The sequence below is a fragment of the Actinomadura meyerae genome, assembly GCF_900188445.1.
GTDB lineage: Bacteria > Actinomycetota > Actinomycetes > Streptosporangiales > Streptosporangiaceae > Spirillospora > Spirillospora meyerae.
In genome coordinates, this window is record NZ_FZOR01000050.1 from 33,468 (window position 1) to 50,415 (window position 16,948).

The window sequence follows — 16,948 nt, forward strand, 5'->3', positions numbered from 1 at the left end:
ATGGCACTGATCAACGGCCGCGGGGACCGCGTCCGGCGGTGCGCCGAGTGAGCGGCGGCGCCGCGGTCGCGCTGACCGGCGTGGCCAAGGTCTTCCGGCAGGGGCGGCGGACCATCGCTCACCGGCTGCGCCGGGCGCCCGACACCCGGCGCGAGGTCCCGGCGATCGACGGCGTCGACCTCACGGTCGGGCACCGCGAGGTCTTCGGACTCGTCGGGCCGAACGGCGCCGGGAAGTCGACCACCGTCCGCGTGATCGCGACGCTGCTGGAGCCGACCCGCGGCACCGTCGAGGTGTGCGGGGTCGACGCGGTGTCCCGGCCGCGGGAGGCGCGGCGGCATCTCGGCGTGGTGCTCGGCGGTGAGCGGAGCGTCTACTGGAAGCTGACCGGCAGGGAGAACCTGGAGTACTTCGCCGCGCTCTACCACCTGCCGCCCCGGGAGACGCCGCGACGGATCGAGCAGGTCCTGCACGACGTGGAGCTCCTCGACCGTGCGGACGACTACGCGGAGCGGTACTCGACCGGGATGCGGCAGCGCCTCTCGCTCGCGCGGGCCCTCCTCCAGGAACCGACGGTGCTGCTCCTCGACGAGCCCACGTCCGGCCTCGACCCGCGCTCGGCCGAGCGGCTCCGCATGCACGTCCGCCGGCTGCGGGACGCCGGGCACAGCGTGCTGATCACCACGCACGACATGGCGGAGGCCGAGCAGATCTGCGACCGGGTCGCCGTCGTCGACCGCGGCCGGGTCGCCCGGCTCGGGACCCCGGACGAGCTGAAGCGGCTGGTCAAGGCCACCCAGGTCGCCCGCGTCCGGCTCAGCCTGGCGGATCCGGCCGGCGACTGCGACCTGCTGGAGGCCGTCGGCGCTTTCGCCACGGTGGCGGACAAGTCCGTCGACGGCCCCCGGATCGAGATGACCCTGCACCTGGCCCCCGGGGTGGACCTGCTGCCCCTGCTGGTGGAGGCGGGCAACCGGCACCGCGCGACGATCCACGGCGTGGACGTCGAGCCGGTGACGCTGCACGACGTCTTCCTCGCGGTCACCGCCCCCGGGGCGGCCGAGTGAACCGCGTCGAGGGCGAGCTGCGCGCGATCGCCGCGACGACCCGCAAGGAGCTGCGGCTCATGCGCCGCTATCCCGCCGAGATCGTGGCGCTGGCACTGTGGATGCTGCTGCTGCCGCTCGCGTACATCGCGCAGGCGACGGCCTTCAGCGGCGGCGGGCCCGAGTCCGTCGCCGCGTTCGAGCGCCGGGCGGGCACCGGCGACTACGTCGCCTTCCTCTACCTCGGCTGGTCCGTCTACCTGTGGATCACCGCGGTCCTGTGGGGGCCGGGGCTGGCGTTGCGCCAGGAGCGCCAGCGGGGCTCGTTCGAGACCATGTTCGCCAGCCCCGCCTCCCGGTTCACCCTGCTTTTCGGCGCCGTCCCCGCGCAGGCCGTCCCCGTGCTGGTGGTCTTCGTGAGCGCCGCGGCGTCGATGCGGTTGCTGTTCGGCGTCCCGCTGGACGGGGCGGACCTCGCCCGTTGGCTGGCGGTGCTCGCGTTCGCCTTCCCGGTGCTGATGGCGCTCGGCGCGGTGTTCGCCACGGCGTCGCTGTCGCTGCAGGACGCGTCGGGCGCCCTGCAGATCACGCGGGGAGCGTTCACCCTCCTGTGCGGGGTGACCTACCCGCTGGCCGTCCTGCCGGACCCGCTGCGCGCCGTCGGAGAGGCGCTGCCGCCGACGCGGGTGCTGGACGCCCTGCGCGCCGTGACGTCCGGCCACGAGGGGCTGACGGCCCGGCTTCCGGGTCTGGCGGTCCTGCTCGGCGAGGCCGTCGTCGCCGGGGCGCTGGCCATGGGGCTGCTGTGGGTGAGCGTCCGGCACGCGCGCCGGACGGGAAAGCTGGGGCTCTTCTGATGGCCGGGCCGGCCGGGCGCGAGGGCCCGCTCACCTGGTACCAGGAGGCCGTCTGGTGGAGCCAGTACTGGAATCCGCCGGACGAGTCGTACCCCCCGATGCCGGACGTCTGGTACCTCCCGGAACGCCCCACGGTCGACGTCGTGCGCGCGGCCTTCGCAGAGCTCGCGGCCCGGCACGAGATCCTGCGCACCAGCCTGCCGCTCGGCGGCGACGGCCTGCCCCGCCAGCGCCTCCACGCCGCCGGGGCGGTGCCGATGCCGCTGCGTCCCGTCCCGTTGGGCGAGTTCCGCCGGGACGTCGCGGGGACGCTCGGCGGCTTCCGCCGTCCCGGCGCCGCCGACGCGGATCGGCCGCGGTGGCGGGCGGTGCTCGGAGTCAAGGAGGGGCGGGTTCCGGCCGTCGGCTTCGCGGGCGACCGGCTGGTCATGGACGGCGGGGCCGTCGTCGAGCTGCGGCGCCAGTTCCAGGCGGCGCTCCGGGGCCGCGGCGGTGCTCCGGCCGGGGGCCGTGCGCATCTGCAACCGCTCGCCCGCGCGGACCACGAGCGGTCGGCCGCGGGACGGGCCAAGGCCGACGCGGCGCTGGCCCATCTCGCCGGGGTGTTCGGCAGTGCGCCCGGTCCGCTGTTCACCGGCCCGCCGGCGCCGCCCGGGACGCCGCGGTACGTGGAGGCGTCGACGCGCTCGCCGGAACTGCTGGCCGGCGCCGCACAGGCCGCCCGGCTCCACCGGGTGACGCTCCCGACCGTCGTGCTCGCGGCTTTCGCGACGGTTCTGGCCCTGCGCACGGGACGGGCCTGCGTGCCCGTCCGCAGCTTGTGCGCGAACCGGACGACGGCGGCCGAGCGTACGAGCGTCCTCGGGCTCTACCAGCCGGTCCATCTCCTCCTCGACCTGTCCGGGGACCCGGTCATGGCGGACGTGGTGCGGCGGACGTGGCGGGAGTCCGTGCGTGCCTACGCCCACTCGGAGTACCCGCCCGACGAGTTCCGGGAGACCGTGGTGCGCGCCGCGCGCGGGCGCGGGTTCGTCCCGGAGTTCCAGCTCGACTACGACTTCCTCCCCGGTCCGGCCGCGGCACGCCCCCCGGCGGGGCGGGGGGAGGACGGCGCGGAACCGCCGGTCGAGCACTCCGGCAGCGACCAGGGCCGCCCGGGCTACGCCCTGTTCCAGGCGCGGGTGCTGGGCGAGGAGCTGACGCTCGCGCTCGACGCGGACACCGCGCTCGTGCCCCGCGCGGAGATCGACCGGCTGCTGTCCTGGACGGTCCGCGCGCTGTTCCGGCTGGCCGACGCCGCCGCCGGCGGTACGCGCCGCGACGAGTTCGGCGCGGCCATCGGGCTCGACCCGGCGGCCCCGGGGGAACCGCACACGCCGCCGGCCCCGGCCGTGGCCGGCGCGGTGGACCCGGCCGCCGAGCGGGCGCTCCGCGAGGCGTTCCTGACCGCGCACGAGGGAGTGGACCGCGTGGATCTCGACGACGACTACGTGGCGGCCGGCGGACGGCTGCGACGGGTGCCCCGCCTGGTGCGCTCGCTCGCCGGCCGCGGCTTCGGCGGGCTGCGCGCCGAGCACGTCGAGACGCCGGTGAGCCTGCGGTCGGTCGCGGCCGGCCTGCGCCGGATGCCGTCCGGGGGTGCGCGGTGACCGGCGGCGCCGTTCCGGCGGACGAGCGGTTCCGGCGGCTGGCCCGCGACCGTCCGGACGAGCCCGCGCTGATCGTCGACGGCGGGCCGGGCGCTCCGGACGTGGTGGTCAGCCGCGCGGAGCTGGACACGGCCTCGGCCGATCTCGCCGCACGGCTGGCGGTCCCGGCCGCCGCGGCCCCGCGCCCGCCCGTGGTGGTGATCGACGCGGCGAACGACGCGCGCACCGTGATCGTGTTCGCGGCGTGCATGCGGGCGCGGCTGCCGTTCCTGCCCGTGGACCCGCTGATGCCCGAGCCGGAGTCGGCCCGGCTGCTGGAGGAGCTGTCCGCGCACCGGTCCGCGGTGCGGCCGGCGGACGCCGCGTCCGCACGCGCGCCGGGGGGCGGACGGCCGGTGCCGGGCGCGACGGGCGGCCACCTGCTGGCCACGGGAGGCTCGTCGGGGGCTCCCCGCCTGATCGAGCACCCGCGCCCGCTCGACCACGACCCGGCACGAGTGCCGAACGCGATGCTGCGGGCCGTGGGGTGGCGGAGCGGGCAGCGCCAGCTCATCGCGGGACCGCTGCACCACGCCGCGCCGTTCATGTGCTGCTGGGAGGGCCTTCTGAACGGGGACACCCTGGTGGTACTGCCGAGGTTCGACCCCCGCCGGATGCTCCGCGCCATCGACGAGCACGCGGTCCAGTGGGCGCAGCTGACCCCCGTCCATCTCCAGTGGGGCCTCCTGGCCGCGCGCCGGTCCTCCTTCTCGCTGCGGTCGCTCAACGCGGTGATGCACACCGCCGCGCCCTGCCCCGCGGAGGTCAAGCGCGCCTGGATCGACCTGCTCGGCCCGACCCGCCTGTACGAGGTCTATGGAGCCACCGAGGCGATCGGGACCACGGTGCTGCGCGGAGACGAGTGGCTGGAGCGGCCGGGAAGCGTCGGCCGGGGCTTCTGCACGCAGATCCGCATCCTCGACGCGGGCGGACGGCTCGTCCCGGCCGGCGTCGAGGGAGAGGTGTTCATGCGCCGCACCGCCGGCCGCGACTCGGTCGGCAGAGAACTCGGCGCGCCCTCCGGCGGCGCGCCCTCCAGCGGGCTGCGCTGGACGGTGGACGGCTTCGCCGGCGTCGGCGACGTCGGCCGCCTCGACGCCGACGGCTACCTGTACCTCGCCGCCCGCCGCCACGACATGGTGATCGTCGGCGGCGGCAACGTCTACCCCGCCGAGGTCGAGGGGGCGCTCGCCGAGCATCCCGACATCCTCGATGTCGCGGTCGCCGGCCGGGCGGACGAGCAGCTCGGCGGGCGGCTGGTCGCCCTGGTGGTCAAACGGCCGGGCAGCACGCTCACCGAGGCCGCCGTGACGGAGCACGCGCGCGGCCTCCTCGCTCCCCACAAGGTGCCGTGGACGGTGCGGTTCGTGGCGGAGCTGCCGCGCACGGAGGCGGGGAAGCTGCATCGGCGCCGCCTCGCCGAAGAGGAGGTGACGGGTGTCTGACACGGTCGTCCCGGAGCTCGGGACACCACGGATCGAAGAGGTGCTCACGGCCCATCCGGACGTGCGCGAGGCGGTCGTGATGCCGCGCGGCGCGTTCGGTCCGGGCGAGACGGCGCTGGTGGTGCCGGTCGCGTACGCGGTCGGACCCGACCTCGCCGGGCACGTGGCCGCGGAGCTCGGCGTCGCCGCGATCCCGGCGACCATCGCCCTGCTGCCGGAGATCCCCCGCGGGCCCGGTGGGGCGGTCGATTCGGCGGCCGTGCGGGAACGCCTGGCCTCCTGGCCCGGCGTCTACCGCTTCGAGCTGCCGCGCACCGCCGCCGAACGACGCGTCGCCGACCTGTGGTGCCGGGTGCTCGGCCGCCGGTGGGTCGGGGTGCACGACGACTTCATCGAGCTCGGCGGCGACTCGCGGACGGCCGCGCTGCTCCTCGCCGAACTCCGCGCGGAGCCCGGCGCGGACGTCACCATGGGCGACCTGTTCGAGCTCGCCACCGTGGCACGGCTGGCCCGGCGCTTCGGAGCCGCGGATGACTGAGCCCGGCATCGGCGGGCACGCGCCCGGAGACGACCTCGCCGGGGAGCTCCGCCGGCACGCCGCCCGGCTGCTGCCGGCGGCGATGGTGCCCAGCATCATCGTGGAACTCCCGGAGCTGCCGAGGACGCCCGGCGGCAAGCTGGACCGGGCCGCCCTCCCCAGGCCGGACGCCGCCCCCGCCTCCGCGGGAGGCGAGCCGGGCGACGAGCGCGAAGCGGCGATCGCGGAGATCTTCGCCGAGGTGCTGGGGCTCCCCGCGGTCGGCGCCGACGACGACTTCTTCCGCCTCGGCGGCACGTCCGTGCACGTGGTCCGTGCGCTGGCGCGCATGTCCGGGCGCTTCGGCACCCGCGTCCCGCCGCTCCGGTTCTTCCAGGAGCCCACGGTCCGGCGCCTCGCCCGCGTCCTCCGGGAAGGGGCGGCCTCGTGACGCCGGGCGCGCGGGAGACCGCCCCGCCGGCGGCCGGGTACGCGCTCCCGCCCGTCCAGGAGACGATGTGGCTGCGCGAGCGGCTGCTGCCCGGCACCGCCATGCACAACCTGGCCGCGGCGCACGAGGTCGACGGGCCCGTGGACGCCGGCGTCCTGGCCGCTGCCGTGCGTCGGGTCGCGGACCGGCACGAGGCGCTGCGCACCACCTTCCACGACGCGGCGGGGCGCCCGGAGGCGCGCGTCCACCCGTGCGCGCCGGTGGAGCTGGCGGAGCTCGACGCGACCGGATGCGCGGACTGGCGGGAGCCGGCGAGAGCCGAGGCGACCCGGCCCTTCGACCTGGCGCGCCCGCCGCTGTTGCGGGCCGTGCTCCTGCGGTGCCCGGCGGGCCGCTCGGCGATCATGCTGGTGGTCCACCATCTGGTGGCCGACGCCTGGTCGCTCGGCATCCTGTGGGAGGAGATCGGAGACGCCTACAACGCCGCCCTGCGCGGTGAGCCGTGGGCGCCTCCTCCCCCGCCGCTCACCTACCGGGACCACGCGCGGCGCCGGAACGCCGCGCGCGGCGACGGCCGCCGCGACGCGACGGCGGCCTTCTGGCGGGACCGGCTGGCGACGGCGCCGCCGTTCACCGTCGTCCGCCCGGACCGGCCGCGGCCGGCGGAGGCGGCCACCGGCGGCGCCACCCGCGAGGTCCGGCTCGACGCCGGGCTGCGGGAGCGGCTGACCGCGTTCGCGACCGCCCGGCGCGCGTCGCCGTTCATGGTGCTCGCCGCCGTGTGGAGCGCCGTCCTCGCCAGGTACGCGGGCCAGGACGACGTGGTGTTCGGCGTCCCCGCCTCCGGACGGGACCGGCCGGACGTGGAGCGGGTCGTCGGCCTGTTCGCGAGTCCGTTCCCGCTCCGGGTGGCCGTCGACGTCGCGGAGCCGTTCGAGGCGCTGCTGGCGCGGGTCCGGCGCGAGCTGCTCGAATCCATGGCCCATCAGGACGTGTCGATGCTGGAGCTCGCCGACGCGGCGCGGGCACCGCGGCAGCTCCACACGACGCCGGTGTTCCAGACCCTCTTCACGCTCTTCCGGACGGATCACCGCCCGCTGGAACTGGAGGGGGCTCGCTGCCGCTATGTCTCCGGGCTCGTGGAGGCGGTGCAGACCGACCTGGCCCTGACGGCGACGATGCCGAACTCCGGGGAACTGCGGTTCCAACTGCACTACAGCACCGGGCTCTACGACGCGGAGACCGCGGAACGCCTGCTCGGCTGCCTGGCGGACCTCCTCCGCGACGCCCTCGGCCGGCCCTGTGCGCCGCTACGCGAGCTGCGGATGACGAGCGCGGCCGCGGACGCCGGGCCGCCTCCGGCAGAACCGGTGCGGGCCGCGATGGCGCCGGACGCGGTGCGCCGGGCGGCGGCGGGCGCGCCGGACGCCGTCGCGGTGTCCGACGGGTCCCGCACGTTGACGTACGGCGAGCTGGATCGGCGGGTCGAGCGGTTCGCCGACCGGCTGTCGGCGGCGGGCGCCGGACGCGGCGACCTCGTCGCGCTCCACCTGCCGCGCGGCGCCGAGCTGGTCGTCGCGATGCTGGGCGTGTGGCGGGCGGGCGCCGCCTACCTCCCGCTGGACCCCGCGCATCCGCCGGAACGCGTCGCGGCCCTCCTCGCCGACGCGGCGCCGGCGGTGGTCGTCAGCTCACCGTCCGGTCCGCCGGTGCCGCCCGGGCCGCCCGTGCTGCTCGTGGAGCGGTGCCAGGAGGAAGCGGAGCAGGGGGAACACGCCCCGCCCGCCCGTCGCCGGCGCGCCGGCGTCCCCGGCCCGGACGATCCGGCGTACGTCATCTACACGTCCGGGTCGACCGGCGGGCCCAAGGGCGTGGAGGTGCCCCACCGGGCCGTCGCGCACCTGTTCGGGGCGATGGCGGAGCGCCCGGGCCTGGACCGGACGGACGCGGTCCTGGCGCTGACGAACCCGACGTTCGACATCTCCCTCGTCGAGCTGATCCTCCCGTTGAGCGTGGGCGCCCGCGTCGTCATCGCCCCTCCGGGCTCCGAGCACGACCCGGAGTCCGTCGCCGGGCTCGTCCGGGACGAGGGGGTGACCACCGTCCAGGCCACGCCGACCGGCTGGCGGCACCTGCTGCTCGCCGCACCGGCGGGCCGGTGGCTGCGGCGCGCCTGGTGCGGCGGCGAGGCGCTGGACCCCGGCCTCGCCGACAGCCTCACCGGGCTGGCCGAGGAGGCGTGGAACCTGTACGGGCCGACCGAGACCACGGTGTGGTCGCTGGCCGCGCGGCTGCGGCCCGGCGCGGCGGTCGTCCCGCTCGGCTCGCCGATCGGGGACACGGCCGTGACGGTCCGCGACGGGTGGCGCGAGCCCGCCCCGCCCGGGGTCGCCGGGGAGCTGTGGATCGGCGGGCCCGGGGTCGCGCGGGGGTACCGGAACCGGCCCGCCCTCACCGCGGAGCGGTTCGTCCCGGACGCGGCGGGCGGCGCGGCGTACCGGTCCGGCGACCTCGTCCGGCGCCGCGCCGACGGCGAGCTGGAGTACCTCGGCCGCATGGACCGGCAGGTCAAGCTGCACGGCCATCGCATCGAGCCGGGCGAGGTGGAGGCGGCGCTCCGCGCGCACCCCCGGATCGCCGACGCGGCCGTCGTCCTGCGCGACGACCTCCCGGGCGGGCCGCGCCTCGTCGCGTACGTCACCCGCGCCGCGGACGGGAGCGCCCCGTGACCGGCGGCTCCCTGTACTCCTGGTTCGCCGCGGGCGCGGCGCGCCATCCGGACGGCGTCGCCCTGGAGATCGGCAGCGACCGCTGGACCTATGCCGAGCTGGAACGCGCCGCGGCCGGCGTCGCCGGGCTGCTGGCGCGGCGCCGCGGCGAGCCGCCCCGGCGCGTCGGGCTGCTGTGCGCGCGCACGCCGCTGGCCTACGCCGGCTACCTCGCCGCGCTGCGGCTCGGCGCCGCGGTGGTGCCGCTGGCTCCCGGCGTCCCGGCCCGCCGCAACCGCGCCGCGGCCGAGGCCACGGGGATCGACGCGCTGCTCGCGGACGAGTCCGGCGCCGCGCGGGCGGCCGAGATCGCGGCGGCGGCGGGGGCGACGGCCGTCGAGCTGCCGGGGTCGCTCCGCGGCCTCGCGGAGACCGCCGCGCCCCCGGCGCCCGCACCCGTGGAACCGGACGACACCGCCTACATCCTGTTCACCTCCGGCTCGACGGGCGCGCCGAAGGGCGTGCCCGTCACGCACGCCAACGTCACCGCGTTCCTGCGCTCCTGCGCCGGGCGGTACCGGGCCGCCGCCGGCGACCGGGTGTCGCACACCTTCGAGCTGACCTTCGACCCTTCGGTGTGCGACCTGTTCACGGCGTGGAGCGGGGGCGCGACCGTGGTCGTCCCCGTGGGGAACGAGGCGCTGCGGCCGTCGGCGTACGTGAACCGCAGGGGGATCACGCACTGGTTCTCGGTGCCGTACGCGGTGTCCCTCGGCCTCCGCGCCGGCGGGGTCGAGCCGGGGAGCATGCCCGGCCTGCGGCGCACGCGCCTCGGCGGCGACCGGCTGACCGTGCGGCAGGCCGCCACATGGGCCGCGGCCGCGCCGCACAGCGCCATCGAGAACACCTATGGGCCCACCGAGGCGGCGGTGTTCTGCACGGCCTACGAACTGCCGCGCGCGCCGTCGGACTGGCCGGCCACCTCCAACGGCACGGTGCCCATCGGCCGCCCGCTGCCGACGGTGGAGCACGTCGTCCTCGGCCCCGACGGGCGGGCCGCGGCGGAGGGCGAGCTGTGCCTGCGCGGCGAGCAGCGCTTCCCCGGCTACCTCGACCCGCGGTCCGACACCGGGCGGTTCTACGCGCTTCCGGCGGGGGCGCCCGCACGGACGCCGTGCCGGCCGGGTCCCTACGCCCCCGAGTACTGGTACCGGACCGGTGACCTGGTGCGCGTCGAGGACGGCCTGCTCGTCCACCTCGGCCGGCTCGACCACCAGGTCAAGGTGCGCGGCTACCGCGTGGAACCGGGCGAGATCGAGGCGGTGCTGCGGCGGCACCCGGACGTCGCCGACGCCGTCGTCGTCCCGGTCGGGGAGCCCGGCGAGCGCGGGCTCGCGGCCGTCTGCACCGGACGCCCGGTGCCGCCCGCGGACCTGGCGGCGCTGGTCCTCGGCGCGCTGCCCCCGCACATGCTGCCCGACTCGTTCGAACACCGGGCGGCACTGCCCGTCAGCGGGAACGGCAAGGTCGACCGGAGCCGCGTCGCGGCGGAGGTCGCGGCCGGCGGGGCCGCCGCGACGGGCCCCGCGGCGAAGATCGGATAGCGAGGAGCACTCATGATCGGCACCCTGACCACGCTCGAACACTGCCTCCCCGGCGACTACGAACGCCTCGCCAAGTGGTTCTCCTCGGCGTCCGGATGGTACGCGCTCGGAAAGCAGAAACTGTTCTCCGCGGACGACCTCAAGAACGAGAACCTGCACGGCCGGACCCATTTCCTCATCGTGGTGGAGAAAGGCAGCAGGCGGCGGGTCGGAGCGGTCACGTGGACCGCGAAGGAGGAGTACGAGGGCAGCTACGTGATCGGGACCGGCGTCGGCGATCCCGAACTCTACGATCGGGGGCTCGGTGCGGAGGCCAGCATCCTGCTGCTGAACTACCTGTTTCATATGAAGAACGCGCACCGGGTCGAATTCATCTTCGGCCTGTACAACAAGCACGCGCTTCCCGCGCTGACCCAGTGGAACGTGACGCTCGAAGGAATACTGCGGGACTACTTCTACCTCGACGGCGAGTACCAGGACGCCGCGCTGTGCTCCGTGCTGCGCGACGAGTTCTACGAACTGGCCACCGCGGGCGGTTTCCTGTCGACGCTCGACGAGATTCCCCGCGCCGACAAGGAGGAGGCACGGACCCTGGTGCGCGAGCACCTCGCGAAGATGCCGGACCACCATCTGGCGGACCTGTTCGGGCGCGCTCGCCCGATGCCCCCGCATCGCCGAGACGCACAGCGCTGACCAGGTCAGACCCGGTCAGACCTCCAAAAAGAGACTGGTCCGGCCGCCGCCGGGCGTGGTGGTATCGACCGTGTCGCCCACAGAAGGGACGCCGAGCGTGCACGAGGTGGAGCCGGCGATGCTGGCCCTCGTCCGGAACGCCTGGGAGAAACGTTTGGAAAAACGCGGTATCGGGGTCGACGTGAACTTCTTCGACTTCGGTGGAACCTCCCGGACCATCGCCGAGGTGCGCGCCGACCTCAGCGCGGAACTCGGACGCGAGATACCGCTCGTCGCGTTCTACCGCCATCAGAACATCAGAGCCATGGCCCGCTATCTGACAGGCGGAGGCGACGCTTCCCCCCAGGCCGGGAGAGCACGCCGGCCCGCGCCGGGCGGGCGCCAGCGGGCACTGCGCGGCGCGGCACGCGCCCGCCGGACGGAAGGTGACGGGTAAATGGCCGACGACATTCGGGAGAACGACGTCGCGGTGGTCGGGATGGCGTGCCGCTTCCCCGGCGCGAACAACGTCCGCGAATACTGGGACAACCTCGTCAAGGGCGTCGAGGCGATCCGCTTCCTGACCGACGACGAACTGCGCGCCGCCGGCGTTCCCGAGCGCATCATCAGGGACCCGGACTACGTCAAGGCCTGCCCGATGATCGACGACATGGACGGCTTCGACGCGGCCTTCTTCGGCTACACCGCGCGCGACGCCGAACTGCGCGATCCCCAGGGAAGGCTGTTCCTGGAGACCTGCCACAGCGCGCTGGAGGACGCCGGATACGACGTCGGCCGCTACGCGGGGACCGTCGGCGTGTTCGGCGGGGCCGGAGAGTACCGGTACGGCTCGGACTTCGTGCGGCGCAACGCCGCGGCGGTGGACGCGGCCGGCGGCATGAGCGTCGCGACGGCCACCGAGCCCGACTACCTGGCCACCACGGTCTCCTACCGGCTCGGCCTCCGGGGCCCGAGCTTCACCGTCCAGACCGCGTGCTCGACGGCCCTGGTCGCGATCCACCTGGGCTGCCAGTCGCTGCAGATGGGCGAGTGCGACATGGCCCTGGTCGGCGCCGTGGACGTCAGGCTGCCGTACGGGCGCGGGCACTGGCGGGTGGACGGCGGGATCGGCTCGGCGGACGGGCACGTCCGCGCCTTCGACGCCGCGGCGTCCGGGACCATCTTCGGCAGCGGGGTCGGCGTTCTCGCGGTGAAGCGGCTCGCGGACGCCCGGGCCGACGGCGACCACGTGTACGCGGTCATCCGCGGCTCCGCGATCAACAACGACGGGGCCGACCGCGCCGGCTACACCGCGCCGGGCGTCGAGGGGCAGACGCGGCTCATCATGGAGGCGCTCGCGGTCGCGCAGGTGCCGCCCGACTCGATCGGGTACGTCGAGGCGCACGGCACCGGCACCCTCGTCGGCGACCCGATCGAGGTGACGGCGCTCAGCGACGCGTTCCGCGCGGCGGGGGCGGCCGGCCGGCAGTACTGCGCGCTCGGCTCGGTGAAGACCAACGTGGGGCATCTCGGCGCGGCGGCCGGAGTCGCCGGGATCATCAAGGCCTGCCTGGCGGTCCGCCACGGCACGATCCCGCCGACGCTGCACTTCCAGGAGCCGAACCCGGCGATCGACTTCACCTCCGGCCCGTTCTACGTCAACACCGAGCCGGTGGCGTGGACGGGGCCGCGGCGCGCCGGGGTGAGTTCGTTCGGCATCGGCGGTACGAACGCGCACATCGTGCTGGAGGAGGCGCCGGAGGACGCGCGCGTCCCCGAGGAGCGCCCTTCCCCGCAGGTGATCCCGCTCTCGGCGCGGACGGGCGGCGCGCTGGCCGCGATGGCCGCGCGGCTCGCCGAACACCTCGGCGAGCCGGATCCGCCGCCCCTCCCGGACGTGGCGTGGACGCTCCAGCACGGCCGCCGGGAATTCCCGTACCGCCGCACCGTGGTCGCGTCCACCGTGCAGGACGCCGCCGCGGCCCTGCGGGACCTGGCCGGCGCGTCAGCGTCCACCCGTCCCGTCCCGCCGGACGCGCGCGGCGTGGCGCTCCTCTTCCCCGGCCAGGGCGCCCAGTACCCGGGGATGGGGGCGGGGCTCTACCGGACCCAGCGGGTGTTCCGCTCCGTGATCGACGAATGCGCCGAGATGCTGGAGCCCCTGATCGGCACCGACCTCCGCGATCTCCTCTACGGGGGCGCCACCGGCGAGGCGCTCGCGCAGACGCGGCTCGCCCAGCCGGCCCTCTTCGCCGTCGAGTACGCGGTCGCGCGGCTGTTCGCGTCGTGGGGGGTCGTGCCCGACGCGCTCCTCGGGCACAGCGTCGGCGAGTACGCGGCCGCCTGCCTGGCGGGCGTCCTCTCCCTCGAGGACGCGGTCGCGGTCGTCGCCGCGCGGGGCGAGCTGATGCAGGGCATGCCGCGCGGGTCCATGGCGGCGGTGCCGCTGCCCGAGCACCTCGTCGTCCCGATGCTCCTCGGCGGCGTCGAGGTGGCCGCGGTCAACGGGCCCGGCGCGACCGTCGTCGCGGGCCCGGACGGCGCCGTGGACGCGTTCGAGGAGCGGCTCGCGCCCTGGGGCGTGCGATGCGGCCGGCTGGTCACCTCGCACGCCTTCCACAGCGGCATGATGGACCCGATCGTCGAACCGTTCCGGGAGCGCGTCGCGCGCGTGCGGCTGAACGAGCCGCGGATCCCGTTCCTCTCCAACGTCACCGGCACCTGGATCACCGCCGAGCAGGCCACCGACCCCGGCTACTGGGCCGGGCACCTGCGCAGCGCCGTCCGCTTCGCCGACTGCGTGCGGACGCTGACGGACGGCGCGGACCGCGTCCTGCTGGAGGCGGGGCCGGGCCGCACGCTCACCGGCGCGGCGCGGCAGTGCCTTCCCGGTGCGCGGACCGTCCTCGCCACCTCGATGCGGCACCCGCTCGGCGAGGGCGACGACGAGACCCTCGCCCTGGAGGCCCTGGGGCGGCTATGGAGCGCCGGCGTCCCCGTGGGCTGGGACGGCGCCGCGGGCGGGGACCGCCGCCGCGTGCCGCTGCCGGTCTACCCCTTCGAGCGCCGCCGGTACTGGCTGGACCCCGACCCCGCGGGGACGGCGAGCCCGGACGCGGAGGACCCGGACGAGGGCGCCCTGCCGGTGGAGCGCGCGGTGTACGCCCCGGTCTGGACGGAACGGCCGATCCCGGCGGAGATCCCCCCGGTGCCGGAAGGCTCCCGGTGGCTGCTGCTGACCCCCGGCACCGGGCCGGTGGAGGATCTCGCGGACCGCCTGGAGGCCGAGGGGGCGCGTGTCGTCCGCGTGACGGCCGGGCCGGGGTTCGCCGAGACGGGCACGGACCGGTTCACGGTGCGTCCCACCGAACGGGACGACTACGAGGCCCTCCTCGGCGCGCTCGGCGACGGCGCGTTCCCCACCCGCGTGGTGCACGGCTGGACGGCCACCGCCGCCGAACCCGACCCGCTCGCCCCCGAGGCCGTCGAACGAGCCTGCGACCTCGGCTTCTACGCGCTGCTCCTGCTGGCGCAGGCGCTGGAGGACCGCCTCCCCGACGAACCCGTGCGGATCGTCGCCGTCAGCACCAACATGCAGGACGTCTCGGGCGAGGGCGCGAACGAGCCCGGCAAGGCGACGCTGCTCGGCCCCGCCATCCTGATGAACCGGGAACTGCGGCACGTCGGCTGCCGCAGCGTGGACCTCGCCGCCCCGTCCCGCCAGCCGGCCGAGGCCGTCGCCGACCGGCTGCTCCGCGAGTGCCTGCGCGACGACGACGCCGACCGGCAGGTCGCGTGGCGCGGGCTGAAGCGCTGGGCGTGGTCGTACACCGGCGTCCCGGTGGAGGTCCCCGAGGAGCGGCCCGCCATCCTCCGCGAGGGCGGCACCTACCTCATCACCGGCGGGCTCGGCGGCATCGGCCTCACCACAGCGCGCGAGCTCGCCCGGACGGTGCGGGCGAACCTCGTCCTGCTCGGCCGCACCGCGCCGCCCGAGCGCGAGACGTGGCCCGCCCTCCTCGCCGACGACAGGACGGACGAGGCCACCCGGCGGCTGCTCGGCGACCTCGCGGAGATCGAGGAGCTGGGCGGGACCGTCCTGGCCCGGTCCTGCGACGTGACCGACGAGGACGCGCTCGCGGCGGTGGTCGCCGAGGCGACCGGGCGGTTCGGCCGCATCGACGGCGTCTTCCACTCGGCCGGCGTCGCGGGCGGCGGGCTGCTCGCCGTCCGGGACCGGGAGGCCGCCCGGCGGGTCCTCGCCCCCAAGGTCGCCGGGACCCTCGCCCTGCACCGCGTCCTCGGCGACGGCGTCGACTTCGCCGTCCTGTACTCCTCGATCACGTCGGTCGTGGGCGACTTCGGCCAGGTCGACTACTGCGCCGCGAACAACTTCCTCGACGCCTACGCCCGCCGGCGCGCCGCCTCGGGCGCCCGGGTCCTGTCGGTGAGCTGGGGCGCCTGGCGCGACGTCGGCATGGCCGTGGACGCCGCCCGCATCACCCCGAACGTGTTCCGTGAGATGCGGGGCGGCAAGTGGTCCGAGCCCGCCGACCACCCGCTGCTCGGGCGGCGCCTGCACGACCACCTCTCCGACGACGTGGTGTTCTCCACGGTGCTCGGCCCCGACTCGCACTGGATGCTCACCGACCACCGGGTCGGCGACATCCCGCTGATGCCCGGGTCGGGCTGCCTGGAGATGATCCGGGCGGCGGCCGTCGCGGCGTTCGGCGCGGGCGCGGAGGAGCGGCACGTCGAGATGACGGACGTGGTGTTCCTCGGCCCCATCGAGGTCCGCACCGACCAGGAGATGCGGATCACCCTGCGTCCCGCGCAGGACGGGTTCCACGACGTCTCCTTCACGGTCGCGCCCGCCGACGCCGACGACCCGTCCGCCTGGACGGAACGGGTCCGGGCGCGGGTGCGGACGGTGCCCGCGACACCGGCCCCCGTGCACGACGTCGAAGCCGTCCGGGCGGAGTGCGCCGACTTCCGCTTCGAGCCCACCCCGGAGTTCCGGTCCAGGGGCATCGTCGACTTCGGGCCCCACTGGTACAGCGTCGAGCGGGTCGACATCGGGACGCGCAGGCAGCTCGGCACCATCGCGCTGCCGGAGGAGTTCCGCGCCGAGTGCGGCCAGTACGCGCTGCACCCCGGGCTCTTCGACGACGCGGTCTCCAACGCCCGGGTCATCGAGGGCATCCGCAAGGGCAACAAGTACCTGCCGCTGAGCTACCGGCGCATCCTCGTCCGCGCCCCGCTCCCGCCCCGCTTCCACGTCGACGTGCGCGAGCTCGACGACGCGGAGGGCGAGATCGTCGCCGCGGACATCCGGGTCATGGCCCCGGACGGCACCGAGCTGGCGGAGATCGAGCAGTACGCGCTGCGGCGGGTGGACCCCGCCTCGTTCGCGGACGGCCCCGCCGAGGACGCTCCCGCGGCGCACGGGCCGGGCGCCGGCACGCCCGCCCCCGGCGCGGGGCAGGACCGCGCCGACTGGATGATCACCCCCGCCACCGGCATGGACGCGCTGCGGGCGCTGCTCGGGGCGTGGGGCGCCGCACCGCACCTCGTGGTGTGCCCGGAGGGGCTGGAGGCGAACCTGCGCCGCGTCGAGTCCCTCACCGGCGACGTGCTCGAACGGGAGCTCGGCGACGGCGCGGCGGTGACGACGGCGGACGCCCAGGGCGAACGGCTCCTCGACACCCCCTACGTCGCGCCCGAGACGCCGCTCCAGCAGCGGATCGCCGCCCTGTGGTCGGACGCCTTCGGCATCCGGGAGATCGGCCTGGACGACGACTTCGCCGAGCTCGGCGGCAACTCGCTCATGGCCGTGCAGCTCGCCTGGCGCGTCCGGCAGCACTTCGACGTGGAGATCACGGTGGCGCGGCTGTTCCGCCGCCCCACCGTCCGCGCCCTGGCCGAACTGGTGGAGAACGAGCAGGGCGCGCGCTGAGCGT

At 75.9% G+C, this 16,948-nt stretch carries 11 protein-coding genes; all 11 read left to right on the top strand.

Annotation, left to right across the window (positions count from 1 at the left end; all coding sequences use genetic code 11):
- Positions 1 to 47: 47 nt before the first annotated feature.
- The 11 genes from CHF16_RS34425 (at position 48) to CHF16_RS34475 (ending at position 16,944) form a co-directional block, all read left to right on the top strand.
- A complete protein-coding gene (locus CHF16_RS34425; RefSeq protein ID WP_218826981.1) occupies positions 48 to 1,067 on the top strand; it encodes an ABC transporter ATP-binding protein in 1,020 nt (339 codons plus the stop codon).
- Positions 1,064 to 1,903, top strand: coding sequence for an ABC transporter permease (locus CHF16_RS34430; protein WP_089330369.1), 840 nt, complete (start codon positions 1,064 to 1,066; stop codon positions 1,901 to 1,903). Before CHF16_RS34425 ends, CHF16_RS34430 begins: the two co-directional genes overlap by 4 nt.
- Complete coding sequence (locus CHF16_RS40630) at positions 1,903 to 3,552, top strand: condensation domain-containing protein (RefSeq protein WP_089330370.1); 1,650 nt, start codon at positions 1,903 to 1,905, stop codon at positions 3,550 to 3,552. Before CHF16_RS34430 ends, CHF16_RS40630 begins: the two co-directional genes overlap by 1 nt.
- Complete coding sequence (locus CHF16_RS34440; protein WP_089330371.1) at positions 3,549 to 5,036, top strand: AMP-binding protein; 1,488 nt, start codon at positions 3,549 to 3,551, stop codon at positions 5,034 to 5,036. The genes CHF16_RS40630 and CHF16_RS34440 overlap by 4 nt, the downstream gene beginning before the upstream one ends.
- Entirely contained in the window at positions 5,029 to 5,574 is a 546-nt protein-coding gene (locus CHF16_RS34445) for a phosphopantetheine-binding protein (RefSeq protein WP_089330372.1), read from the top strand. The genes CHF16_RS34440 and CHF16_RS34445 overlap by 8 nt, the downstream gene beginning before the upstream one ends.
- Entirely contained in the window at positions 5,567 to 6,004 is a 438-nt protein-coding gene (locus CHF16_RS34450; RefSeq protein ID WP_089330373.1) for a phosphopantetheine-binding protein, read from the top strand. The genes CHF16_RS34445 and CHF16_RS34450 overlap by 8 nt, the downstream gene beginning before the upstream one ends.
- The gene (locus CHF16_RS34455) at positions 6,001 to 8,733 is read left to right on the top strand and encodes a non-ribosomal peptide synthetase (protein WP_089330374.1); all 2,733 of its coding nucleotides are present in this window, start codon (positions 6,001 to 6,003) and stop codon (positions 8,731 to 8,733) included. The genes CHF16_RS34450 and CHF16_RS34455 overlap by 4 nt, the downstream gene beginning before the upstream one ends.
- Positions 8,730 to 10,316 (top strand): amino acid adenylation domain-containing protein, encoded by a 1,587-nt coding sequence (locus tag CHF16_RS34460; RefSeq protein WP_089330375.1) that lies wholly within the window; start codon positions 8,730 to 8,732, stop codon positions 10,314 to 10,316. The genes CHF16_RS34455 and CHF16_RS34460 overlap by 4 nt, the downstream gene beginning before the upstream one ends.
- Before the next feature lie 12 nt (positions 10,317 to 10,328).
- The gene (locus CHF16_RS34465; protein ID WP_089330376.1) at positions 10,329 to 11,009 is read left to right on the top strand and encodes a GNAT family N-acetyltransferase; all 681 of its coding nucleotides are present in this window, start codon (positions 10,329 to 10,331) and stop codon (positions 11,007 to 11,009) included.
- Between the two features lie 97 nt (positions 11,010 to 11,106).
- Positions 11,107 to 11,445, top strand: a complete 339-nt coding sequence (locus tag CHF16_RS34470; RefSeq protein WP_089330377.1) for an acyl carrier protein — start codon at positions 11,107 to 11,109, stop codon at positions 11,443 to 11,445.
- The gene (locus tag CHF16_RS34475; RefSeq protein ID WP_089330378.1) at positions 11,446 to 16,944 is read left to right on the top strand and encodes a type I polyketide synthase; all 5,499 of its coding nucleotides are present in this window, start codon (positions 11,446 to 11,448) and stop codon (positions 16,942 to 16,944) included. It begins immediately after the preceding gene.
- Positions 16,945 to 16,948: the final 4 nt, after the last annotated feature.